The sequence below is a fragment of the Paenibacillus vortex V453 genome, assembly GCF_000193415.1.
Classification (GTDB): Bacteria; Bacillota; Bacilli; order Paenibacillales; family Paenibacillaceae; genus Paenibacillus_AQ; species Paenibacillus_AQ glucanolyticus.
Map to the genome: position 1 here is coordinate 139,634 of NZ_ADHJ01000037.1, position 26,355 is coordinate 165,988.

The 26,355-nt window shown below is 49.8% G+C and carries 13 protein-coding genes and 2 pseudogenes; 3 read left to right on the forward strand and 12 right to left on the reverse strand.

Going from position 1 to position 26,355, the window contains the following annotated elements:
- Positions 1 to 85: 85 nt before the first annotated feature.
- The 6 genes and pseudogenes from PVOR_RS32030 to PVOR_RS18470 all read right to left on the reverse strand — a co-directional run.
- Positions 86 to 3,931: pseudogene (locus PVOR_RS32030) on the reverse strand (beta-ketoacyl synthase N-terminal-like domain-containing protein); the annotation flags it as partial.
- Positions 3,932 to 3,946: 15 nt separating this feature from the next.
- A complete protein-coding gene (locus tag PVOR_RS29300) occupies positions 3,947 to 9,775 on the reverse strand; it encodes a beta-ketoacyl synthase N-terminal-like domain-containing protein (protein WP_052649301.1) in 5,829 nt (1,942 codons plus the stop codon).
- Positions 9,765 to 10,622, reverse strand: coding sequence for an SDR family NAD(P)-dependent oxidoreductase (locus PVOR_RS29305; RefSeq protein WP_052649302.1), 858 nt, complete (start codon positions 10,620 to 10,622; stop codon positions 9,765 to 9,767). Before PVOR_RS29305 ends, PVOR_RS29300 begins: the two co-directional genes overlap by 11 nt.
- Positions 10,623 to 10,700: 78 nt before the next feature.
- The gene (locus PVOR_RS29310) at positions 10,701 to 13,700 is read right to left on the reverse strand and encodes a type I polyketide synthase (protein ID WP_052649303.1); all 3,000 of its coding nucleotides are present in this window, start codon (positions 13,698 to 13,700) and stop codon (positions 10,701 to 10,703) included.
- A 20-nt stretch (positions 13,701 to 13,720) separates the two neighbouring features.
- Positions 13,721 to 16,136: pseudogene (fabD, locus tag PVOR_RS18465) on the reverse strand (ACP S-malonyltransferase).
- Between the two features lie 194 nt (positions 16,137 to 16,330).
- Positions 16,331 to 16,906 (reverse strand): 4'-phosphopantetheinyl transferase family protein, encoded by a 576-nt coding sequence (locus PVOR_RS18470; RefSeq protein ID WP_006210960.1) that lies wholly within the window; start codon positions 16,904 to 16,906, stop codon positions 16,331 to 16,333.
- A gap of 370 nt (positions 16,907 to 17,276) precedes the next feature.
- Between PVOR_RS18470 and loaP the strand changes: the two genes are divergently transcribed.
- Positions 17,277 to 17,855, forward strand: a complete 579-nt coding sequence (gene loaP / locus PVOR_RS18475; protein ID WP_006210961.1) for an antiterminator LoaP — start codon at positions 17,277 to 17,279, stop codon at positions 17,853 to 17,855.
- Positions 17,856 to 18,014: 159 nt separating this feature from the next.
- Here loaP and PVOR_RS18480 read toward each other — a convergent pair whose 3' ends face one another.
- The 6 genes from PVOR_RS18480 to PVOR_RS18505 form a co-directional block, all read right to left on the reverse strand.
- On the reverse strand, positions 18,015 to 19,763 hold the full coding sequence (locus PVOR_RS18480) for an RNA polymerase sigma factor (protein ID WP_006210962.1): 1,749 nt from the start codon (positions 19,761 to 19,763) through the stop codon (positions 18,015 to 18,017).
- Between the two features lie 175 nt (positions 19,764 to 19,938).
- Positions 19,939 to 21,309 carry an LLM class flavin-dependent oxidoreductase gene (locus PVOR_RS18485; protein WP_006210964.1) on the reverse strand — a complete coding sequence of 457 codons (1,371 nt, stop codon included), beginning with the start codon at positions 21,307 to 21,309 and terminating at the stop codon, positions 19,939 to 19,941.
- A 47-nt stretch (positions 21,310 to 21,356) separates the two neighbouring features.
- Positions 21,357 to 22,166, reverse strand: coding sequence for an ABC transporter permease (locus tag PVOR_RS18490; RefSeq protein ID WP_006210965.1), 810 nt, complete (start codon positions 22,164 to 22,166; stop codon positions 21,357 to 21,359).
- Positions 22,163 to 22,972, reverse strand: coding sequence for an ABC transporter permease (locus tag PVOR_RS18495; RefSeq protein ID WP_040680777.1), 810 nt, complete (start codon positions 22,970 to 22,972; stop codon positions 22,163 to 22,165). Before PVOR_RS18495 ends, PVOR_RS18490 begins: the two co-directional genes overlap by 4 nt.
- A gap of 90 nt (positions 22,973 to 23,062) precedes the next feature.
- Positions 23,063 to 24,082: an aliphatic sulfonate ABC transporter substrate-binding protein gene (locus PVOR_RS18500; RefSeq protein ID WP_006210967.1), complete on the reverse strand. Its 1,020-nt coding sequence runs from the start codon at positions 24,080 to 24,082 to the stop codon at positions 23,063 to 23,065.
- Positions 24,083 to 24,143: 61 nt separating this feature from the next.
- Entirely contained in the window at positions 24,144 to 24,920 is a 777-nt protein-coding gene (locus tag PVOR_RS18505) for an ABC transporter ATP-binding protein (RefSeq protein WP_006210968.1), read from the reverse strand.
- A gap of 504 nt (positions 24,921 to 25,424) precedes the next feature.
- On the opposite strand from PVOR_RS18505, the gene PVOR_RS18510 reads away from it, so the two are divergent.
- Together PVOR_RS18510 and PVOR_RS18515 are read left to right on the forward strand one after the other, a co-directional pair.
- Entirely contained in the window at positions 25,425 to 25,997 is a 573-nt protein-coding gene (locus tag PVOR_RS18510) for a thymidine kinase (protein ID WP_006210969.1), read from the forward strand.
- A 47-nt stretch (positions 25,998 to 26,044) separates the two neighbouring features.
- The gene (locus PVOR_RS18515) at positions 26,045 to 26,257 is read left to right on the forward strand and encodes a hypothetical protein (RefSeq protein WP_006210970.1); all 213 of its coding nucleotides are present in this window, start codon (positions 26,045 to 26,047) and stop codon (positions 26,255 to 26,257) included.
- Positions 26,258 to 26,355: the final 98 nt, after the last annotated feature.

Genomic DNA, 26,355 nt, shown 5'->3' on the forward strand with positions numbered 1-26,355 from the left:
TGCCAGGCCGTACCAGCTCCGCATGGCCTTTGCTGTGTACAGTAAATTCAGTGCCGGTATCCCCTCGAGGCGTGCTATATATTTCGTAGCCTATCCCTCCGTGTTCCTCGGGAAGCAGCCGAATATTCACGATGGCTGGCTCCCCCTCTACGAAGATTGGCCGAACCCAGACTACATTCTTCAAGCGAATTACTGTCTGGTGATCCGGTAGTTTGCCAAGCGATTGCAACATCGCCATCCGAGCCATCTCAAGATAGGCCACCCCCGGCAATATCTTCTGCTTCTTCACAACATGATCGGACAAGAAAAATTCATGTCCGGTAAACCTGCTGCTGAATCGCTGCTCCATGAAATCGGACGTGTTTTTGTGAAGCAGCGGGTGTATGCCCACTTCCGCTGCAGGCGCGATCGGCTTACCGGTAACAGGAATCCAGTAGCGCTCCCGTGCAAATGGATAGGTTGGCAGGCTGATCCGGGAAGCTCTGTTGTTGTCACCATAGAGCAAATTCCAATCGATCTCGATTCCCTTAACCCACCACTCAGCCAAATGCTCCATACGTCCCTCATGAATCCATTGGCTGAGGGATTCTTCATTTGCTTCTCTCGCAGAGGATAATGAAACTGTGTCCTTATCCGGCTTGATCGTCCCTTTATAGCCGTGTTCAAGTACATCTTTATTTTGCAGGAAAGCCTGAAGCCCCTTAATCAACTCCGAAATCTCCCGAACAACAAAAGCCACCCGTACTTCCATAGCTTCACGCCCTACCTGCAGCGTAAAGGCCACATCCTCTATGGAGGTTACATTGTGGTCCTGCTCCCGATCCCATGCTTCCTGGGCAATCGTTTCGTCATGAGCCGCAACCTCACTCTGGGCTCGCAATCGTTCTGGATGCTCGTCCAGAAGATGTGCCGCAACCGAAGCGATCGTGCAACTCTGAACCCATTCCCTATCGTCCATCTCAACGGCGAATTCTTCCAGAATTTTGTCCTTCAGCTGTCGGATGTGAACGGGTTCGACTCCGTATTCACTCCATGGAACACTGGCTTCAATAAGTTCTCCGTCAACATGAATGATCGCGGCTAAGATCCCCCTGATTCGCTCTTCCAAGAAGCCCGCAAGTTGCGACTCTGTATGCTCGATATCCAGCACTTTCTCACGGATAGGCAGCCCTTGCAGATGTTTGAGCAGCTCTACGGCATAGGATTTAAGCCTCTCATTGTTTTTAGCCGAAAGAGGAACAAGCACGGGCCGGTCTTGCTCACGCTTCGTCCGTGCAACTCCTCGAATTTGGGTATCTATGTATTCTTCTAGAATCACATGCGCATTTGAACCAGTGGCTCCGAACGAACTTAATGCTGTCCGCCGCGGATAACGAACCTGCCGCCCATCTTCCATCATCACGGATGGCTGCCATTCTTCGGTGACACGCTGCACATAGAACGGCGATTGCTCAAAATCGATATAAGGGTTCAATTCCTCAGCGTGAAGCGAAGGAACAAGGGTTTTGTGATAAATTTGGAGCGCTGCTTTCTGAAGACCGATCACCCCGGCTGCCGATTCCGCGTGCCCTATATTTGATTTTACAGAGCCGATCGAACAAAACTGCCGGTCTTGGGTATAACTTCCAAAAGCTTTCATCAATCCTTCAATCTCAATGGGATCGCCGAGGGAGGTTCCCGTACCATGCGCCTCCACATAACGAATCGTCCGCGGGTTAATGCCGGATTGCTTCAAGCAATCGGCAATCGCCTCCCCTTGTGCCACTGGACCAGGCACCATGATTCCACTCACAGTTCCAACATGGTTAATGGCGCTGCCTTTTATAGTCGCGTAGATTCTGTCATTGTCTTCAATGGCTTTATTTAAAGGCTTCAAGAGAACCGAAGCAACGCCTTCTGCAGACACATAACCATCGCCTCCTTCACCGAAGGTATGGCAGTAACCATCACTTGAATGCATCCCCCACATTCCATAGGTCATATACTTGGCCGGGTGCAGAGATAAATTCACACCACCCGCCAAAGCCACTTCACTTTCACCGCGTTTTATGCTTTCCATAGCCAGATGGACAGCCGTAAGGGAAGAAGAACAGAGTGTATCTACGGTCATGCTCGGACCATGAAAATTACAAAAATACGAAACCCGGTTCGCGATAGGACCTGCATTCAACGAGAGTGGAAACGCCTCCCCTTGGGACAACGCCTCTGCCCCCACCAGGGAATAATCCTTGTGCATCACCCCGGCAAAAACACCTACGTTCCGTCTCTTGTTTTTCCCGCGAGGCGTCACCAATGATTTAGGTGTATATCCGGCATCCTCAATGGCCTCCCAGCACGTTTCCAGAAACAGTCGTTCCTGCGGATCCATCGTTTCCGCTTCACGAGGAGAGATTCGAAAGAATTTGGGGTCAAAGCAATCCGGATCTTCAATAAATCCACCCCATTTGGACATTTCTTTACCGCCAGGCGATTTAATTCCGGCCAGCCGCTTCCGATCCCACCGAGATTCTGGTATCTCACTTATGCAATCTTTTCCCTCCTGCAAGTTCGTCCAGAATTCCTGGAGGTTTCTGGCTTGCGGATATCGGCCGGACATACCGATGATGGCAATATCGTCATCGGCGGCTGTCCTTTCCTTGGGAGTGGAACTCAAAGCAGTAGGGGCTAAAGGTTTAGGCAAGTCATCGAATCCAGGATGGGAAGGCGATCTGGATACGGATTGCTCTGATGCTGCTTCGATTTGCTTAAATTGTGATGCATAATGCTCTTCCAGGTAAGCAGAAAGCTCGGCAATGGTTGTGTATTCAAACAACAAGGTGGGCGATAAAGAGGTCTTGATTCTGGACTCAATCGATCTCACGATCCCCAACAAGCCCGGGGAATCCAATCCCATCTCATAGTAACCGGACTCCGGGTGGATATCCTCCGCGGAACTATTCAAAACATCTGCCATGAGCTGCCGCAGGAACCTTTCGATAGAAATAACGGGTGCCGCATCACCTGCGGCACCCGTATCGAGAGTGATCTTATCGGAGGTGGCCGGAGCTCCGCTTATAGGCTCCTGCCACGGAGATGATGGAGACGACAACTTCCGTTCCGGATTGATCAGTCCCGCTTCACGGACCAGTTTGCCCGCGAAATTTCTTAATTCTCCGACTTTTTTTCCATCCCGATTAAAAAACTCCATCGTCCAAAACATCAATTCGTTCTTATGGATCACCGAGGATTTCTGCACTCGTGTAATACATCGCTGCTGAAGAGGTTCTGATGCATGAAACGCTGCATAACTAAGAGGCAAGAATAATCGCTGTTCCTGCTCAGTGGCAGGCGCAAACATTCTCCCGGCCCCAACACCGCTGCCGTCAATCAGCGCAGGGTGGAATAAGAACTCTTGCGAGCTGGACTGAGCGTCCGGTCCGATAGAAAGATCCAGAATCACGGCGGCCTCCAGTTCATAGACCTGACCTTCTGCCTTCATAAATCCGGTATGAACCAGCTCCTGGCTTTGGTATTCTTCATATAAATCATATATGCCCAGCTCTCTGATTGCCGAGCGCTTCACGGAGCTCACGTCCAACGTCTCATCATACGACACCGGTTCTATAAGAGACATTTCGGCAGTAGCGTACAAGGTTGTCTCCGGTTCCAGTATGCCATCACGCTGATTCTGCCCTTCGAGACGAATCTTCCACAAGCCGTCAGAGGTTTCATTGCAATGAACGCCAAGTCTGACAGAGCAGCCTGGGACGGTTGCAAGCGGCTTGAAAATACTCAAATTACGAAGTTCGAGCCTGTCGAAAGAATAGTGATTTTTTTTGTAAGCTTGATATATAAGATCAATATAAGCCAGTCCAGGCAATAATTCTTGTCCATACACTTTATGATTGCTGATAATCGGATTCTTTGCAGACAGGTTAAATTGTTCGTACATCTCACTGGCTCCTTCCTAGTCGAATTTCTCCCAAAAAATATCTTGCGGAACGTCGGCTGCTATTCTGCTGCTTGGTATCGTCATGGCATGCGTCTCCCACAGCCGCTGCTTGTTTAACGCCGGAAGTGGGACAGGCTGCCTTGTATTGCGTTGGAGAGCCAAATCCGCAGCCTCCTCCAAAATCACGTGGGCGTTGGTTCCCCCATCGGCAAAACAGTTAATCGCTGCGATTCTTGATGTATGAGCATGAGTCCACTCGGTATTTTCTCTGCCAAAATACAGCGGAGATGATTCTATGTCATAATGTGCCATAGCTTCTCGGCCAGATAAGAAAGGAACAAATCGTCCATGCTGCAGCATCAATACCACTTTAATAAAACTCGCGATGCCTTCGGCACAGAGCGGATGCCCGATATTGGGTTTCATCGACCCGAGCCCCAGCGGAATCGTGCTCGACTCCCGATAAATCGTATGGATCGCCTTAAGTTCCAGCAGATCGGTCACCGTCGTACCGGAACCGTTGGTTTCAACATAACTGATCTCCTCAGGTTTCCTGCCGCTCTTGCGCAACGCGGATTGTAAAACTTCTCTCTGCGCCTGGATATTCGGAGTTGAAGGACCTGCTGTCCGTCCGTCATTGTTAACGGCCACTCCCTTGATGACAGCGTAGATTCGGTCGCCATCTGCAAGCGCCTGCTCCACGGTCTTCAACAGAACCATACCCGCACCTTCTCCCAGCACCACGCCATCCGCTCGCTTGTCAAACATATGGAAGTCCTGCACCGGACTTAAAATTCCCCGCTGCGCGAATATTCTGTGAGCACGATCCGTTGTCAGCAGACTTGCGCCGCCGACAATCGCTGAATCGATATCTCCTGCAAGGAGCGCTTGGATGGCCATGTTCATCGCTACCAGAGCTGAAGAACAGGCGGTATCCATCACAACGCTTGGACCACGGAGGTCAAGAAATTGCGAGATATTGGCAGCCAGATAGTTCTGCCCCACGGCCACAATGGGATTACGTGCTTGATGTAGGCTTGATTCTTCCGGCTGATGCTGTGTTCGCGCACCGAGGTAAACCCCGGTCGGCTTTCCCTTCATTTCTTGCATCGTATATCCCGCATGAGATAACAGCTTCAGACTTTCTTCCAGTACCATTAACGCCTGGGGATCCATGGCTTGGGCATCGGCTTCAGGAATCAGGAAGAAGGAGTGATCAAAGCTTGTAATGTCATTCAGCGTGCCCGCATAGAAGCCGCTGGAGTAACCCCATCTTTCATATGGGACCTGACGAATCGCTGATCTTCCCTCCGATAGAATCCTCCAATATTCTTCAAGTGACTCGGCACCCGGGAGTCGGCATGACAAACCTACCACGGCAATATCTGAAGAAATAACTCCATGAATGCCTTTATTGGATGGTCTTCTTCTATCTTCTGAAGCCGCTGGTACCTGTGGTGGAGATTCTTTCCCTTCGTGTTCATAACCTTCCATATTCATAGACCCAAGCAACTGAGATACGGCAGCGGGATGGGCACTGACAAGCCACGCGGCCAATGATTCTATGGTTGGATATTCAAATAGCAGAGTTGGCTCCAGATCCAGCATGGCTAATTGATTCATTCGGCGCAGTAATTGAGCGATCATAATCGAATCTACGCCGTAATCCTGAAATGCTGTATCAAGCTCCAGCCGGGAGAAAGGGATTTTCAATTCTTCTGCCAGCAATTCGGCGAGCCAGACTTGCGTTTTATTTAATAGGCTATCGCCGCCAGGCTTGGGAGATACCAGCACTGCCTTTTGCCCGCCGTGCTGCGATCCGGTGTATCCTTCCGGGCGCTCCTGAATCGCATTTTGCATAAGAATGCCAGGATTCCATATCTCCGGATTAACAACAGCCGGCAGAATCACCGATTCTGTTCTGCTGGAGAGAATCTGATCCAACAGCTGCAGCCCCTCTTCATTTGTGACGCTCAGTAAGCCTGTCTGCGCATAAGCCTTGCTCCTTACCTCGCCCATACCAGCCTCTTTCCAGCTTGGCCACTGGATACTGATTACGGGATTCGCATGCTTCTCCTTCGCCGCAAAATAGTCCATATAAGCATTTGCCATGGCATAATCGCTTTGTCCGGAACCTAAAACAGGAATCGTTGACGAAACGGACGAGAAAAGCACAAAAAACGATAAGGCTTCATGTCTAAAGCAATCATAGAGTACTTGAAGTCCCGCCACCTTCGGGTCAAAAACCCGCTCGATTCCTTCAACCGGCTTCCTTACAAAGGCAGGATTATGCGAATCAATTACGCCGGCACAATGTAAAACGCCTCCAATTGGCCCCATCGTGCTTTTAACCGCTTCCAGGCTATGCCGCATCTTACGTTCATCCGTTAGGGATACGGAGAGGACCCTCACTTCTACCTGTTGTGCTTCCAAAGCCTGGATCGCTTGAATTTTGTGGGCCACAGCCGTATTCTGACCCTTGTAAAATCCCCATTCCTCTCGGGGAGGCAGCTCTTCCAGTCCAGTTAGAACCAGCTTTCTAACTCCGTATTTCCTTACAAAATGCGCGGCGCATACGTATCCAATTCCCCGCGTCCCGCCTGTGATCCATAGTACATGGTCCTCTGGAAAAGCGAACGGTTCCTTGCCGGGGCCGAAGCCCTGCAACTCATCCAGCGCTGCACGATATCGCGTACCGCTCCGGTAACCAACTTCCGCATCCTGACTTTCAGCTGCGAATTCGCTGACGATTTGCTCAGCTAGGGCAAGAACATCATATGCTGCATCCACATCCATATGACGTGACCTCAAGCGGCTGTACTCACTCTGCAGCATTCGATACAGCCCCGCCCGATCAGCGCCCGACAAATTCACTTCGGTACTGAGAAATGACTCCAGCCCTTGCGTAACACTAAGGAGTGCCAGACCACCTGCGTCCGCATGCTCAATTACTTTTTGAAGCCAGGGAATCCACCCGGTCAACCCCGTCCCATTCCTGCCGCAGCCAACAACGTCGATACAGCCGCCATATTGCTTCCAATCCCGCTCGGTCTGATGAAATTCCTGTGCCATATCCTGAACATCAATGATCCGGCTGCGTGTGAAATGTCTCGACACATGCGCAGCTAATTCCATCGTTTCCCGGGTCGTCAATATGGCAATCGTTTGATTCTCGAACCTGCTCATATCAAGGGATGTTTCTATGCTTGCAGGTATCCACGTCTTGTTCAAAAAGCACATGTTACGCTCGACCGGATGATTTGGGATGACAGGAGGAGCTGCATCCTGTTTCGTTCCCGAACTTCTGTCCAACCGATCACGGCGATCATGACTCCCTTGGGGATACCAGTAACGCTCTTGAGAAAACGGATAGATCGGCAGGCTGATCCGTTGCGGGAGATTCTCGCCATATAGCAAGCTCCATTCCACATTCAACCCTTTCACCCAGAGACTGACGAGTTTGTTGTACTTTCTGCGCTGTATCCATTTAACAATGGCTTCCTGCAGTTCTTCATCCCTCGCAAATACAGATAACGTATCTTTATTACGTTTAACCTGGCCATAATGCACGCCGTCCCCATGCTCACGACCTTCGATGTAATCCGTTAGTTTATCCACCAGTTCTCTCATCGTGGATACAATCACGGCCAATCGTTCCTCCATGGCTTCCCGTCCGATTTGAAGGGTGTAAGCCATATCAATGAGGCTGTATTCTTCATACTGCTGGACCGCGATATCCGCCAGAAGGCGCTGCGCCTGCAACTTCAGCTGCTCCTGATTCTTCGCGGACAATACAATGATGGCCGGATAATGGCTATCTGCTATCACTGGCGAAGGTTTCTCGTATCTTGGGATATATTCTTCAATCACGATATGGGCATTAGACCCGCCCGCTCCGAAGGACGAAACGCCCGCTATTCTCGGGTATTCCTTCCGTTCTCCGTCTATTTCTAACACGGGTCTTTTCCAATCGGCAAGATCCTGCTGAACAACAAATGGAGTATCGGCAAAATCGATGTTGGGATTCAGCACGCGGGAATGAAGCGAAGGAACTAACTGCTTGTACTTAAGCTGAAGCAGCACTTTGGTCAAACCTGCAATTCCCGCAGCACTCTCGCAATGCCCGATATTTGATTTAGCCGAACCGAGCGCACAGAACTGCTTGTCGCCCGTGTACTCCCGGAATATGCTGTTCAAGCCGGCAATCTCAATGGGATCTCCGAGCGATGTTCCGGTGCCGTGCGCCTCCATGTAACTGATCGTCCGCGGCTCAATCCCTGCCTTCTTAATAGCCCGGCCAATTACGCTCGCTTGAGCCTTGGGATTTGGAACCGTATATCCGTTCGTTTTCCCCCCGTGATTGATTGCGGTCGCTTTTATAATTCCATAGATCTGGTCCCGATCCTCAATGGCTTGGGCCAGCGGTTTAAGAAGCACCGCGCCTACGCCTTCACCGGGTACGTATCCCTCTCCTCCCTCGCCAAAACTCTCGCATCTGCCCCTGCTGGATATGAACTTCCCTTGAGACAGGTAGAGATATTTATTGGGATGAATCGAGACGTTGACCCCGCCTGCAATGGCAGCCTGGCATTCCCCTCTCTGCAAGCTTTGACAAGCCAGATGGATCGCTGTGATGGAAGAGGAGCACATCGTATCTACGGTCATGCTCGGACCATGGAAATTGCAAAAGTAAGAAACGCGATTAGCGATGGATGCCGGAAGTCCGGGCAGCGCGAGAGGATTCCCCTGTATTTGTTCCTGAGCCCCATACAGCTGGTATTCCTGGTACATGGATCCGACATAAACGCCGACATTTCCCTCCAGACCAAAATCATTGTATAGGCCCAAATTCTCCCGGGTATATCCCGCATCCTCAAGCGTTTCATAAACGCATTGCAAAAAGAGGCGCTCTTGCGGATCCATCATTTCCGCTTCCCGCGGCGATATATTAAAAAACAATGGATCGAAGCGGTCTACGCCTTGAAGAAATCCGCCCCACTTGCTGTAGGCTTTTCCCGGTTTGTTACGATCCTCATCAAAATACAACTGGGAATCCCAGCGGTCTTTCGGTATTTCCGTAATGCAATCCTTGCCATTCTTCAACACCTCCCAGAACTGGCCGATATTCTCGGCGCCGGGATAACGTCCGGACACACCGATGATGGCAATATCCATCGCTTCGGTTGTCCGTTCGTTCCGCTCGCTCCTGGTTGGCGACAAGAACCTTGAACGCCTGAGACTGGCAACGTTCCGAAAGGCCTCTCCCTGTATTGAAAGGGGGGGCTCCGCTTGCTGAACAGCAGCAGGTTCTATGGGCTCTGCATCTTCCCTCTCTCCCAGAACCTCCTTCAATTGATCCCGGTAGGCTGTAATGAAATACCCCGTTAATTCCCGTATATTTTGATATTCAAAAAATAGCGTTTTGGACAATGAGCCGAAGGTTTTCTCCAATTCGTTGGTCAATTGCGTGGTCATGATGGAATCGATGCCATACTGCTCCATCGGAGCATCCGTTTCTATTCGCTGAACGGGCAGCTTCAAGACGGCTGATATCTGTCTCTTTATAAAATGTACAGCTTTTTCCGCGAACACCTCTTCGCTCTTTTGAAGGGAATGGTCATTGTCCGAAGCTGGCAGCGACGCCTGTAACCGAACTGCAGGCTTCACGACTTGCTTCTCTGTCAATTTGGCATAGAACAGCTCAGGATTACCTGCCATGACAAGAACCTGGTCTTTACCGGACGTCCATGCACGATGGAAAGCAATCATAGCTGAAGGTGTCTCTATTGCGGCCATTCCCAGCCGCTGTTTCATCATCTGTGCGGACTTTTCATCAACCTGCATGCCGCCATCTTTCCATAAAGGTCCAATTGACGGACAGCGTATGCCCACTTCGCTCGTTCGCGCGTACAAGTTCATTTCGGTATGAAGCGTAAGCGTCCATAAAAGCATTGGCAGAACAATAATCTGCCTGTCCCGGATTGCCCAAAACCCCATATATCGATGAAAAAACGACAAAAAGATCAAGCTTCAAATCCTTGGTTGCCTGATCCAAATGGACAAGTCCTGTCACTTTTGGCGCCATCACCGCCTGCAGTTCTTCCGCTGTTTTATTGAGAATAAGACGATCCTTAATCACGCCAGCGCTGTGAAGGATTCCATTCAGCCCGCCAAACTCGGTGGCAATGTTACAAACGAGTTTCTCCACCTCTTTGAAGTTCGACACATCGACCTGCCTGTATTCCACCCTAGCCCCTTGAGTTCTTAATTGCTCCAGTTGAAGCGCTGAGTCGCTACCGGACGCAGATCGGCCGGTAAGAATTAAGGTCACATCCTTCGTGTGCCGGGCGATCTCATTCGCAAAAATAAACCCGAGACCTCCCAGCCCTCCCGTAATCAAGTACGTTCCGTTCTCTTTCCAAGGAGGGCTCTCTTCGAATGCCGGTGTCTCCATGACGTCCCAGCCTTTAACGAAGCGCTTCCCTTCCTGGTATCGAATATGAAATTCCTCCGGGCTGCAATGGTTCTCCCTCAATACGCCAACCAACCGCTCCGCCGATACATGCGGCTCCATCTCGATCATCTGTCCTACGAATTTGGGATTCTCCAGCCTGGCCGTCTTCAGAAGTCCCGATAAACCGGATAACAGACGATGTTCCCCCTGCGCAGGAATGACAATTTGAATGAACACGTTCTTTTTGGAGCCGTCTTTAAGAATACTCTGAATTTCATCAAGCAGATTGCCCGAGTATGCTTGAAACCGGTCCTTCTATGTTTTTTCGTTTTCGTATTGCAAGGACAGGATGCGGACACCCTCCATTTGCGTTTCAAGACTCTTCTTCGCCGTTTCGTCCAATTCACACAGCACGACACAGTGGTCATCATAACCGGATAACACCTCATGAGCCGCAACGTCCTGTTCCTGCCATGTGGGATGCAGCATGATCATGCCCGTGCCTGCCCCGGATTTGAGCAAGGCCTCCTCTTTACTGAGTATCCTCCAGGATAACCCCTTCATCCTGACGCATAACATTCCTTGTCCGTCATAGAGTTCAATATCAACTTTCTCAGACTTTCCTGATGTCGTGTCCTGCAGACTATACTGAACCTGAGCCCACATGACTGACGAGCATTCGTGTACAATATCGAGCTCCTGCAGTGCAAAAGGCAGGAACAGCCTTGATGCAGACTTGCCCTCCAACACACCCAACATGTCCGAACCAAGCATCAGAATCATGGCGACCTGGAGGGCCGAATCCATTAAGCTGGGGTGCAGGATAAACGGATCTTCGGTGCCCCGAATGGAGGAAGGAATCGACAGCTTAGCCAGGACTCCGCTTGCTCCCGTATATACTTCTTCAATCCCTTGATGTGCAGGTCCGTAATGAATTCCCATAAGCCGGAAAACCTCATAGTACTGCGCTATTGCAGTATCGGGTCTGACAAACTGTTTTTTTAATCCATCGATGTTCACCTGTGGCGTCCCGCCAATCAAGTCGGCATCCAACACGATATGGCCCTGGCTATGAACAATAGACTCTTCAACGCCATCTTCCGGCTCGCTATAAATTTCGTAGGAAACATCGCCCTGTTCATCTGGATAAAGCGCAATGTTCACATGAGCATGGTGATCTCCAACCGTGATCGGCCTGGCCCAGACCACATGTTCCAGCCGAATCGGCGAGTATGCATCAGCTGATTGTCCTGAGGCCCTCGAAGCAGCTTCCCTGGCCATTTCAAGATAAGCGACGCCGGGCAAGACACGCTGATTGTTCACGATATGATCCCTCAGAAAAAACTCTTCGCCCGAAAAGGTTGAGCTGTATCGCTGTTCTGAGAAATCGGACGTGTTCCGGTGCAGAAGCGGGTGTATACAGGAAGCTGCTGCACCCTCGGATACCAAGCTGACATCCGTGGTACCTTCTTCGGGTTCGGATATCCAATACCGCTCCCTGGCAAAAGGATAGGTAGGAAGATGAACATGCTGTGTCTTCTCGGCCGGGAAGATGGCCTTCCAGTCCACCTCATACCCTTTTACGTATAATTCTGCCAATGCCATCAATTTACTGCCGTATTCCTGCACACTGCTCTTCTTGATGGATTGAAGCTCGGTGACAAGCACCTTGCCCAGATGTTCAAAGAGCGGCTCCTCCTTCTTCCCTGTTAAAGGGATTCGATCGTGGAAATACCCCTCAGGCTCATTTTTAGCAACTACCTGCTGCAGCTTCTCCCGGAGCTCACGTACATCCCTAACAACATAAGCAGACCTTACTCCGAAATGCTCCCGGTGAAGGAGGAGGGTTGCGCTAACCTCCGTAAGCGCGATGTCCTGTTCTTGTTGGTCGAGCCAGCGTGCCAGATCCTGTTCCCGTTGGCGAAGCGATCCTTCTGTTTTGGCGGATAAACAGATTACGTACTGAGGAAGCTTTTTGCTCGATTTTTTCTTGGCAGCGGGGGCTTCTTCAAGCACGACATGCGCATTCGTTCCACCGAACCCAAAGGAACTGATCCCAGCACGCCTCGGATAGGTCTGTCCATCTTCGCTCTCAAGCAGCTTCCATTCCCTGAGCTTGTCCACCATGTAAAACGGGCTTTCATCGATTGAAATACGGTGGTTCAGCTTTTTGAAATTTTGCAATCCGGGCAGCTGTTTATATTTCATGGACATCAGGACTTTGATAACCCCGGCAATGCCTGCCGCTGATTCCAGATGACCGATATTCGTTTTCACCGAGCCCAGTCCGCAGTAATTGGTGTTCAGCTTTTGAGGCTCTTCCGGATGGAGTAATTGAAAAGCTTTCACAAGCCCTTGAAACTCCATGGGATCTCCCTTGGGCGTACCGGTCCCATGAGCTTCGATGTAACTGATGCTTTCCACGGGTACACCGGCTTTCCGATGGGCTTCGGCTATAACATCCGCCTGAGCTTCCGGATTGGGATAGGTGAGCGTATGCGTTTTTCCGCTATGATTAACGGCCGTTCCCTTCAGGACGCCATAAATGGAGTCCCCGTCTTCCAGGGCCTTCACCAGCGGCTTAAGCAGCACGACGCCTGCGCCTTCACTGCGCACGTAACCGTCAGCGCTGTCGTCGAATGTTTTGCATGATCCGGTTGGGGACAGCATGCCCGCTTTGGAAAAGGAAATATGGCGGGAAGGGGTGAGTATAAGGCTGATCCCGCCTACAAGCGCCATGTTGCTCTCTCCAAGAAGTATGGACTGGGCTGCGGAATGGATTGCGTTGAATGAACTTGAGCAAGCGGTGTCGATAGGAAAACTCGGGCCCTTCAGGTTGAAATAATGCGAGATCCGATTCGCAATTACGGCCGAAGCTGTCCCTATGGAATGATAGGTTTCAATAGTCTGATTGCTCTGCTCCTGCAATCCTTTGTAATCAAAATTAAAGACCCCCATGTAAACGCCGACCTTGTCCCCAGACAGTTGTGAAGGACGAATCCCGGCATCCTCCAGGCAGGACCACGATAATTCCAGCATAATCCGCTGCTGAGGGTCGGTCGCCTCCACTTCCCTTGCTGAGAGACCAAAAAAGCCCGGATCAAAGGCATCTGCGTCTTGTATAAAACCGCCCCACTTGCTGTTGCTCTTGTTCTTCCCTTGGGGATCGCCCCAATATTCCTTCCAGTCCCAGCGCTCCTTCGGTATCTCCTGAATGCTTGAACGACCTTCCTTCAGATTATCCCAGAATTCTTCATAATTCTGCGCTCCAGGGAATCGGCAAGCTATGCCAATAATCGCGATCTCGTTCTTCATTTATACGGTACACCTCACTTTTAATAAACCTCTTGTGTGCTTCGGCTGTTCTCCATTGCGATGTCATCCGTCTCCGAAAGCTTGGAGAAGCTCTTATATCTTTGATTGAGCAGTGCTGCCGTCTCCACCATCAGTTTCTCCGCAATCTCATCAACGCGCCTGTTCCGCCACTGCTCAAGCTCGGTTCCTTTAACCCATTGATTAAAAGCACCTAAGGCCGGTCCGCAATGAATTTGATAATCCACTTTATTTTCAGGGTCGCCCTGCAAAGCCAACCGTGTGCTGTAACTGAAATACCACCGGAATATCATGGCCATTTTGTATTTCGGGTTCCGCTCCGCCTTCTCGACGATTTGTGGATAGCGCGTTCTGACCATGTCATATACGCTCTCAAAACTGCGCTTGAAATACTTGTCCTGTATCTGTGCCTTGGTCTTCTCGTCGATTTCATCAATGGAGTTGTACTGACGGTACAAATCGTATAACTTATTGGAGCGCGCCGGGAAAAAAAGCCCCTTTTTCAGCACCTGCACCCTCGCCCCCATCTCAAACATATCTCCCGCAGGCGCGTATTCCGTGTCCTGGACGTTCATTTGCTGCAGCAGGTCCTTTGCTTCGTCGCTCGTTCCGGCCTCCACGGTGCATTGATTGATTGAACCGGTAACAATAAAGTCGGCACCCAGTGTAAGGGCTGCCGATATCGCATCCGGTGTACCGATCCCACCTGCTGCGCCTATTCTTATTTTTTTGTGATATCGATACTTATCCATCATTTCATCCCGTAATTTAATCATGGCCGGCATTAATGCATAAGCCACTGCACCGTCCGTATGACCACCGGAATCCGCCTCGGCGCAAATATCATCGGCAACCGGCATTTCCCTAAGCATCAGGGCCTCTTCCGGCGTGATTTTGTTTTCCTCCCGCAGCTTTGTAATGATCCGCTCAGGCGCCGGACTGAGAAATGCTTCCGCAACTTCCGGCCGCGATACCTTGGCAATAATTTTCTTAGAAGAAACAATCCTTCCATGTACGTCACACGTCAAGCCTTTGGCCCGGTATTTAACCAATGCAGGCGTAATGTTCATGAAAGCCGCCGCCTCCATAACCCTCACGCCGCTTTGCAGGAACAGATCCACGGTTTGTTCTTCGATCTCCGGCTCGGTCGGATTGTGAACCAGGTTCATGCCGTAGGATTGGCCTTGAGAAAGCTCTCGTTGTATGTATTGGATTGCATCCGCGATCTGCGGTAATTTCAAGCCGCCAGCCCCGAAAAAACCCCAATCATTCCTGCTTGACCCACTTCTTACAACCATTTCCTTGGAAGCAATGCCGCGGTACATGGCTCCGGTCATATAGGCGTATTTAAGGTTATAGTCTCTGCGGAATTCAATGCTTCCTAGGGAAGAAGGGAGAATATGATATTCTGCCGATGGTACCGGAGCGGGCGGTTCCGCCCCCGATGCTTCCATAGTCGTCGATTCCAATACTGACGGTATCTGTGCGGCACTCTCGATTAGTTCTTCATTCACGCTTTCTGCAACGGACTCCTCAACCACTTCCGGTTCATCCACGATCAGCGGACTTGCCTCTGTCCTGATTCTCGCTATTAGATCCGTCAGAACCCTCCCGGGCCCAACCTCTTCATATTCCTGTACGCCAAGCCCCATTAAATAGCGAATGCTTTCCGTCCATTTAACGGAACTTGTAATCTGTTGAACCAGATTATGTTTAATTTCGGTTGGTCGATAACGTCTGGCATGCACATTGGAGATGACCGGAATCCGCAATGACTGGAACGTAAAGTTTTCCAGGAAAGCTTCAAATTCTCTCGCTGCATCCTCCATATGCCGGGAATGAAAGGCACCGCTCGTTCGCAAGGGGATGCACATCGTCACGTCCTTGTGGGACTCAAGAACCTTCATGGCATGATCCATGTCTGCTTTCGCCCCGGAAATCACGATCTGATGGGGGCTGTTCAGATTGGCAATGTCAATGCGGTCCAGTTTATACTCCTGCAGCACCTCTGCAAGCTTATTTTCACTTAGGCCGATGACTGCTGCCATGCCCCCCGCCGGCAGCCCGGCTCATCAATTCGCCCCTTTTTTGCACAAGCTTCAGTCCTGTTGCAAAGTCGTAAGCTCCTGCTGCCAGCAGGGCGTTATATTCCCCCAAACTATGTCCGGCAACAAAATCGACCCTGCTCCCGGAATCCATGACCTTCTTGAAGTAACTTAATGCACTAACGGTGTATAATGCGGGTTGGGTGAATTGCGTCTTATTAAGTTCAGAATCCGGATCTTCCAGACATAGTCTCTTAATCGAATATCCCAGAATACGATCCGCTTGCGCAGTCAAATCCTTGAATTCGTCAAACAACCCTTCGCCCATTCCTTTTTTCTGGGCACCCTGCCCTGGAAATACGTAAGCCAGCATAAGTTTCTACCATCCTCCCAATTAGATTTGTATAGGTATGTTTAATCCTTTTTTGATCGCCTTCATGTTCAGCCGCATCCCCTTCGGATAAGTCATGGAACAGACAAAGGAATCCAGCATGAAAGAAGTCGTTTCATATTGAGAAAAGTTTTCATAATAACTCACAAAAACATCATCCTTGAGGTTGATTTGCTTCAATTCAAAGATAGCGAAGGGGTGGATAATCCCGTTTTCAGCACCTTGGATAGCGCCTCTTTAGCCGTCCAGACCAACGTCAGCATGCTGTCCGCAGAATAAGGCAGCGATTGTATCAAGCTTAATTCTCTCGCGGTTGCTTGATCTTGCAGAACCTCCCGATTGCCCTCACAGATTTGTTCGATATCGATTCCCATAAGGAACTTCTCCGAAAAAGCAACGGCGGCGGCGAGATGGCCAGAATGCGTTATACTAACTTGCGCATTCTGTGAATGAACCACGAGGGGCTGGTTAAAAATACCCCGTGCAATGAGAATTTGTCTCAAATCATCCTCGTTTTTGTACAGAGCAATCGCTTTTTTGGCTGCGTACCTGCCTGCCAGATAACTTCTGATCCTTCGTTCAAAATGGAGTGAGCGATAATACTGCCATTCTTCAACATGAAGAAATTCTGTCGTCTTCAACAGCTGTTCCTCTTCTGAACAAGAGAAAAAACATAGACTTGCCACGTTCGAACCCGTTCCTTCTCCAGACATTAAATGCTCAACCGTCATTTCCCAGGATGGACTTGTCATTCCCTTCAGGAGGCCTCCTCGATACAGAATAAGGTCGATTCATGCGCATCATTCTTTTTAAAAATGAACATAAAAATGCCTACGAGGTCCTCCCCTAAATTGCGGGAGGATTCGTAAGCATTAACACTAGTCACGTGTATGTTATGGCCCTTAAATGCTCTTAACGCGCCGAAACGTCGATTAAGTTGATTTAAGTTTCTGTTAATTAAAGTCATTCATTACCAATATATTATTATATAATTATTTATTTGTAAACTATTAATCTTATATGATTAGTAGTTTATTTTTTGTTTAAATTCCTTATTTCGACATTTTTTTCTCGAATTGTTTGATATGATCTTCATCATCCAATAAGAAGGGAGGATCACATATGTCATGGTACGCTTTATTTGTTAAAACCGGTTACGAATCTTCCATCAAACGATGGCTTGATACAAGGTTCGATAACAACTTGCTGCATAGTGTGATTCCTAAAAGAAAAGTGCCGGAGAAAAAGGACCGTACCGTCCAGCACGTAATAAAAACACTTTTTCCCGGATATGTGTTCATCGAAACCAAAATGAGCTTTTCCATTTATTATACATTAAAAGAAAATCCTTTCATTTACAACACACTGAACTATCTCAATAACAAGGATAAAAGATCAACCCTCCCTGATGTGCAAATGGCTAGCGTCGCTTCTGAAAGACCAGCAGCAGAATCGCATTTTTTCAAGGAAATTCCCAGTGAGGAGATGCTTGTCGTGCTGCAGCTGATTAACGAGAATGAGGTTATCGAGTATTCCCAGGTCTATTTCCAAGATTCCAAGGTGATCGTCCAATCGGGTCCCTTGAAAGGTTTGGAGAGCCACATAAAAAAAGTCGATAAACATAAAAAGCGAGCGAAAGTGCTTATGAATATTATGGGGAAAGAACAGTTGGTCGACGTTGGAATTGAGATCATTGAATAATCCATCGAAGTTTACTTACACAAAAAAGGGGCTGCAAGCAGCCCCTCATTCACAAACGGAAGCGCGGTAACGACAAAAGCCCCCTCTCCAGCCCGCAGAGTAGCCACCCGTCGAGGTGTACAAGCTTCGGGTAATCGGTGACTTCTGTTATCCCATAGCTTATTTAGTCAATTTTGCATAAATCTCTTTCAATTTAGCGACAGCCTTAATCTCCAGAGCTTTGATATCCTCTACCAACGTTATCGCCTTGGTCGATTGATCTTCGAGATTGGGCTCGCCCCCTACCGGGAAAGGGAACATCTGATGCAGCACATTGAACCGTTCACACATCCCTGCATACAACATGTTTGCCTCCTCGAACAGCCCCGTAAGCTCCGGCTCTTCACCGTTCTCTTGCGGCCAAGCTGTAATCAATTCCTTGAAGAACTCTGCCGCGTAATAACGGGCATCTCTCAGCACTTCAATGTTGTAGGCGTGACCATTGGGCTCAATCTGCCGCCCCTGCAACGATTCAAGCCAGGCATCATATGCCGCGATTCCTTTGACGGCTGTGGGTACGACGCTTTCTTTTCCTTCATATTGCTCAACGGCAGTCTCAAGGGCAAGTCGAAGCTGCTGACGGAGCGTTATATCAACGGAGCCCTCGATGACCAGAACGAATAGATCTTCCATGACACTCCTGCCCAGATTTTCGTAAGGCAGCGTATCCACTCTGCCGCACTCCTCCGCGTACAGGGTTCTGGTCTCATCATCGTACCCATACAGCGTACCGAACTCCGGGAAGAAAATATCCCATGCCAGCACAGGGTATCCCCGGTCCAGCGAGCTGTGAATGAGATCGAGGGCTCTTGGCAGCTCTTGGTGAATGCTGCGTTTGCTCATCGCTCCTTTTTCCATGAGGGCAGGATCCAGCAGGTTGGTGTTAGGTCCGATTCCGTCCGACATCCCGTCAACGAATTTGGAATGGAAACCGATGTTATGAAGTCCACGGGATAACGCTTCGCCAAAGAAATAAGCGGTCGGACCGGCAATATGAACATTATTCGGTATGATGTTGATCCGGAAAGCATGCCCTGTAAGCCCCATCACCATAGGCAGTGAGAGCTTCCGGTCAGTGAATTGTAGTATTTTATAGGTGGCATCTGCAGCACTCGTCCAGGTTTTTGTTTCTTTCAGCGATCCTTCATACGGCAAAATTTTCTTTGTCATGATTCCCAAATCCCTTCTCGTCTTAATATAAGAGTCAACGGTGATACGGATTTTTTCCTGAATCACTTTCTTGCGTGACCTGGATATTATCTGATACACATTGGCCGAAGAGAGCTGAAACAGGTTGGCAATTTCTTGCGGCGACAGCTGATCGAAGAAATGGGATTCGAAAATAAGCCGTTCGCGAGGCTTGAGGCATTGAATGATGCCTGTCAAGACACGCAGCGTTTCCTGCTGGAGGATTCGTTCCTCCGGCACGCTGGAGCCTGCGCTTGCTTCATTTGCGGAACGGTGGAGCCGTCCTAGAATGCTGTCCAGATTGCCCCAATTGTGCGAGCCTCCAGTGCCATCTGCTCTTCCCACGCCCTCAAGCTCGGTAAATGTCTGCTCTTTAACAGCAGAGCTCCCTCTGAGTCGGGTATAGGCCTGGTTCCGGACGATCCGGTGCACCCATGGCAGGAACCGCTCTACATCAACCAGCTTGCCAAGATGCATGAAAGCGCGGATGAGCGCATCCTGCACAACGTCCTCTGCCAGATAGGACTCCCGGGTTATAGCTCTGGCATAGCCATACACCTTCGACCGATGACGCCGGACGAGTTCCCCGAATGCTTCCCGCTCTCCTGCCTGCGCATATTTCACCAACTCGCGATCTTCCATCTCATCCCATTGGACCTTGCTGTCTGCTGTCGTTGCCAATTGCTTAAACCCTCTTTCGTATCGTTGACTACTTATATGACCGGAGAAGTTCGCCATTTCTGACAATGTGATTGAAAAACATTATACCTTTTTTTGATTTTCCTTTCCTGACAAAAAAACGTCCCAAGATGACCTGTACTTCAGTCACTTGAAACGTCTCTTTAATCCCCATAGGTTATCTAACATCCACTGCTGCGCGCTGGACCTCTTGGCGGAAGTGCCCCACATCCGGGCGCTGAAGACCGAGATGCTCTCTCAATGTTCGTCCGCTGTATTCGGTACGGAACAATCCCCGTTCTTGCAGCACAGGGATGACGGTATTCACGAAATCGTCCAGATCGCCCGGCAGAACCGGAGGCATAATATTAAACCCGTCACAGGCGTAACCTTCAAACCAATCCTGCATCATGTCAGTCAATTGCTCGGGGGTTCCGACAAACTGCATATGTCCCCTGGAGGTTAGTATCTTTCTGCCCAGTTCCAGAATCGACAGATTGTCTTGATAGGCCATATCCATATATAACTGGACTCTGCTCTTCATGCCGTTGGAAGCCGCTACAGGATCCGGAATGTCTCTTGGCAAGGGTTGATCCAGCGGATAACCGCTCAGGTCATAATTAAGGAAACCCGATAGAACGGTAATCGCGGAAGATGGCGGTATCAACGCCTGCAGCTCATGAAACTTGCGCCACGCTTCCTCCTCGGTAGCTCCAATAACAGGTGAAAGACCCGGCATGATTTTCAGGCTTCCGCTTGCTCTCCCATACTGCGACAGCTTGGAATTGACACTGGCATAGAAATCCTGTGCAGCCTTCTTGGACTGCTGTGCCGTGAATATAACTTCACCATATTGGGCGGCAAAATCCTGCCCTGGTCCCGAAGAGCCAGCCTGAATCAGCACAGGATAACCTTGCGGCGGCCTCGGCACATTCAGAGGACCCTTCGTGGAATACCACTGTCCGGTGTAATCCACAGGCTGCACTTTGGCTCCATCGGCAAACCTCCCCGACTCACGATCAAGAACAAGCGCATCATCTTCCCAGCTGTCCCATAAACGGGTGACCACCTCCACGAACTCACGCGCCATCTCATAACGAAGACCATGTTCTGGATGTTTCGGCTTGCCATAATTATGGGCTTCAATATCAAGCTGGGACGTGACGATATTCCAGCCTGCTCTTCCTCCGCTTATAAAGTCCAGGGAGGCAAACTTCCGGGCTACATTATATGGCTCGTTGTACGTGGTGGAGACAGTTGCGGTAAGCCCCAGTCTGTCCGTAACGGTAGAGAGGGCCGATAATAACGTCAGCGGGTCCAGCATGCCGGAAGCGGAATTTTCGACCTGTGTCACATACAGCAAATCGGCAAAAAACATCATATCGAACTTTCCCCGCTCCGCGGTGGCGGCGAGTTTCTTGTACAGCTCGATTCCAAACATCCCCTCCACATCGGAATCGGCATGACGCCATCCGGCATGATGATGACCGGCATAATAGATAAACGCACCCAGATGCATTTGATGATCTCTGCGGCTCGTTGTTCCCATCTGTGTAACACCCCTTTTTTCCATATGGCCCAGCGAACGATCGCTGATCAGCCTTTATATGTCTCTCTCCACCTCAGAAGCTTGGATTCCAGCAGACGCACAACCGAATCCGACAGCTTGCCCACGATGGCAAAAATAATAATGCCCACAAACACGATATCAGTCTGCGAATACGCTCTCGCGTCTTGAATCATGTACCCGATTCCAGCACTGGTGCCCATCATCTCCGCAACAACCAGGACGAGCCAGGATACCCCGAGCGACAAGCGGATGCCCAGCAGAATGTTTGGCAGCGCAGCCGGTATGATCAGGCGGATTACCAGCTGCAGCTTCGAATATTGAAAAATTCTTGATACATCATACAGCTTCACATCCACACTGCGGATGCCAAGGAAGGTGTTCACATACATCGGAAAAAACGCCCCAAGCGAAATCATGAGAATCTTCGAGAATTCCCCGATGCCAAACCAGAGAATGAACAGTGGAATCAGCGATAGCAGCGGCACTGTACGAAGCATCTGCAAGGAAGGATCAAGCGTGCGCTCTGCCATTTTGCCAAGCCCTGTTGACAATCCAAGTGCCAGCCCCGTCAATCCCCCCAGCACAAAGCCGGAGAGCGCCCGAAGGATGCTGATCTGAAAATGCTCCCACAGCTCACCGCTTAAACCCAAACTCACAAATTGCTTGGCAATCGTTAACGGTGTCGGGAGCAGCGTTGCCGATATCCACCCCAGTCCACCGGCTATTTGCCATAACGCTACAATGGCTATCGGTACAAGCCAGGCATGAAGCGGTCCGGGTACCGCCCTCAGCCAGTCCTGCCCCGCAGCTTTGCTGGCGGCTATTTCACTTTTCATGACTTGTCACCACCCTTGTAGCTATCCTGCCAGCGCAGCAGCCTGCCCTCAAGCCATTTTACGAGAGAATCCGAAAGCTTTCCGACGAGTGCGAACACTATGATTCCAACGAATACGACAGTCGTCCATGAGAAAGAACGCGCATCATTAATGATGTAGCCGATGCCGGAGCTGGAACCCATCAGCTCAGCCACCACCAGTCCAAGCCATGCTACGCCAATCGAGAGACGGATTCCGAGAAATATGTTAGGCAGCGAGGCCGGAACGATCAACCTGCGGATCAGATCCCACCGACTGAACTGCAGCACACGCGCAACATCAAACAGCCTGTTGTCCACTGATCGTATGCCAAGGAAAGTATTCACGTATAACGGGAAGAACGAGCCTTTGGCGATTAACAGTATTTTCGATGTTTCGCCGAAACCAAACCATAGGATGAACAGCGGCGCGATCGCTAGATGAGGAAGCGTCCTCAGCATTTGCAGCGATGGATCGACAAGCCGTTCCGCCTTATACGAGAATCCCACCCATATGCCAGCTGCCAAACCCAAGCTGCCGCCGAGTAGAAATCCGAGCAGCGCGCGCCAGGACGATATGCCAAGATGTTGAATCAATTCGCCTGTGCTCGTTAAATGAACGAGCTCATTCCAGATCGCAAGCGGAGTCGGCAGCAGGATCGGATTGAGCCAGCCCAATGCTCCCGCAGCCTGCCATACCATGACGATAACAAGGGGGACCATCCAGCCTATCAATGCATTTGTGAACTTGATCAGAAATCGTCGATCTATTCGTTTCTGGCGCCTCATCGGTTCGGCGGGTATGGCAACCGCCCCTTTGCTGATCCCTTCTTGGAGCATGTAACACGCCTCCTCTCACCTTCGTATTGTTTGTTTGTACTATTTGGATACGGCCTCTATATATTGATTATCAAAAACCTCCTTAACCTGGATTTTCTTGCGAATGGTTTTCTGTTCGAATTGAAAATCAGCCGTTTTCTGCTGCTCAGCTATAATTTCGTCTGTTACCGGTATGTTGATGGATCTGGAGCGGTCAAAGGTCCCCTGGATCACTTCCTGGGGAACGCCCCGCTCGTCAGCATATCGCTTAAGTGCCTCTGCTTCATTCTCCTTCTCCCAAGCTAGCGTCTGGTTCAGCACTTTAAGATAGAGCGTGACGAGATCCGGGTATTGCTCGGCAAAATCCTTCCGGACAATATTGAAAGATGGGGACAGAACGCCAAGCTGCTCACCATCGGCCAGCACTTTGCCTTTCCCTGTCAATGTATTCAAGGTTATATAAGGGTCCCAAGTGGCCCATGCTTCTACTCCGCCCGATTCAAACGCAGGCTGAGCTTCATCAGGCTGAAGCTGAATAATCTCAATGTCAGACACCTTGACCCCCGCGTCTGCCAATCCCCGGTAAAGAAAGTTAAACGCGTTGCTTCCCTTCGTTACGGCTACCTTCTTGCCTTTCAGATCACTCAGAGACTGCGCCGTACTGTCAGGCGGCACAATAATGGCCACATTCTTCTGACCATGCAAGCTTTGGGAAATCACCTTAAATGGAATATCTGCCGCCTGGGCCGCGATAATCGGCATATTCCCTAAACCCGCAAAATCGAGACGATTCGACGCCATCGCTTCCGTCATCGGCGGTCCGCTCTGAAACTCTGCCCACTCCACCTTGACACCCAGCTTGCCAAACTCCTCCTCAAACCACCCTTCCTCCCGGGCCTTGCCAAACAAACCTCCGCTTCCCTGTACGCCGAGCCTGACAATCAGATCTCCATACTGGCCGTCCGCTCCCTTCTCCACGGCACGAGTCTTGGATTGACTATCTGTGCTTGCACATCCGGAAGCCAGTACAGAAATGATGAATAGTAGAATAAACACGACTTTCTTGTTCATTGGTCTCATGATTAGCTCTCTCCCCTGTTATCTATCGTTCTGCCCGTTCAATATCGAATCGTCATGGATATTAAATGCCCGCACCTGTATCGAACTCCGGCTCTTCTACTTTCTCGAATTCACGCAGTACTTTGGTCCGCAGCTCTTGAAAAGATGATCCCGTCCGCTTGCGTGGAAACGGCAAATCGATTGGCAGGATGGAACGAATATGGCCAGGTCTGGGGTTCATAATGACCACGCGCTCGCCGAGGAATACCGCCTCATCCAGATCATGGGTAACAAAGAGCATGGTCGTGCGGTTGTTTTGCCATATATCCAGCAGGACCTCTTGCATATGGGAACGTGTGAAGGCATCAAGCGCACCGAACGGCTCATCCAGCAGCAGCACATCCGGATTCCGCAGCAGCGCTCGGGCAATTGCTACCCGCTGGGCCATTCCTCCGGACAGTTCTCGGGGATATGCCTTTTCAAAGCCTTGAAGCCGAACAAGCTCGATGAATTCATCCACTTTTTTGCGTACAGCTGCCTGCTTCAACGACAAATTTCCGGCGATATTCTTCTCCACGGTCAGCCAAGGAAACAGTCGCGGCTCTTGAAAAATGAACCCCTTCTCAATGCTTGGACCCGATACAGGTTTATCATTCAGCAGGACATTCCCCTCATACGAGGTATCGAGGCCCGCCACGATTTTGAGCAAGGTGCTCTTTCCGCATCCACTCGGTCCGATCAATGTAATGAATTCCCCTTTTCGAACCCGAAGATCAATCCCTTTCAATGCCATGACATTTCCTGTTGGGGCTTGGAAAATCTTGTTGACCTGCTCAATGATCAATGTATCCGCAGACATTCCGCTCACCATCCCATACATTAATTATTCTTACCTGATTACTTGGTTAAAAGAGTGCAAGAAAAACGTCTAGCGACGTAATTTCCCAGAAGACAGACCGGATAATAGCGAAACGCTTTCTTATGAGATAAGGCGACAAGCCTCTTCAAATACATGCATATGCTTATCTCAATAAAAAAGGAGATATTACGCTTGTCTAAGTACTTCCAATAGCTCGTACTTGTTCACAGGCGCGATATCTCCAGTTATCTGGTCGATTATCTTGGTATTCATTTGGTATGCCGTTATATTACAACTGCTGATACAGGTTGTCAAACCTTTTTTCGTTCCGGACTCACTCCCCTGCATGTCAGAATATGTTCATACCTGCCAATGGACACCGGCGCCCAATAATGCGACAATATACTCTGCATGTCATACGATATATAATGTAAAAAAAGTGTTTCTACGCAACACCCGCACGCTTATGCTTCAAGTCGCATTTATCAGGAAAGGAACGAAAGCATGGCTCAATTATTTTTCAAACACGGTTCTATGAACAGTGGTAAATCGATCGAGATTCTAAAAGTTGCTCACAATTACGAAGAACAGAACAAACCTGTGCTTCTCTTCACATCCGCCATTGATGACAGGGATGCCGTCGGTTATGTATCCTCACGCATCGGTCTGCGCCGGGAAGCGATACCCGTTACGGAAAGCACCGATATCTACGGCATCGTGAAGGACCATCAGCCTAAGCCATACTGCGTTCTGGTGGATGAATGCCAATTCCTTACCAAGGATAGCATCCTTCAGCTTGTTCGGATTGTAGATGAGCTTGACGTGCCTGTAATGGGCTTCGGGCTGAAGAATGATTTCCGCAACGAGCTGTTTGAAGGCAGCCGCTGGATGCTGATTTACGCCGATAAAATCGAGGAAATGAAAACGATCTGCTGGTTCTGTGAGCGGAAAGCTATCATGAACCTTCGGGTCATTGATGGGAAGCCCGTATATGACGGCGAGCAGATTCTGATTGGCGGGAACGACACCTACTTCCCTGTCTGCCGGAAATGCCATACCAATCCCCCATTATCATAGGACGTTGTATTCAATCCATCATTCAAACTTAAGGAGCAGAATGATCCATGCCTATTGTCAGACCATTATTGACCGATCAGGATTTTCAGGAAGTAATGGAGCAGCAGATCCGTATCCGCATATTCAAGGACAATCATCTGATCGATTCCGGGAGTCTCGTTATTCGGTTTACCGACGACACCATCATTACGCAGTCCAGTGTCAGTTCGCTCGGTTATCATAAACGGGATGCATGCGAATTTTTCGAAGTACGGAAGTAATGGAGCGATTGCCTGAGCGATTGTCCGAGCAGACCTTGATCTTAAGTCTCTCCCATAGCTTCAGGCAATCAAATCTCCTCCCCTCCCCAATAAAAAAA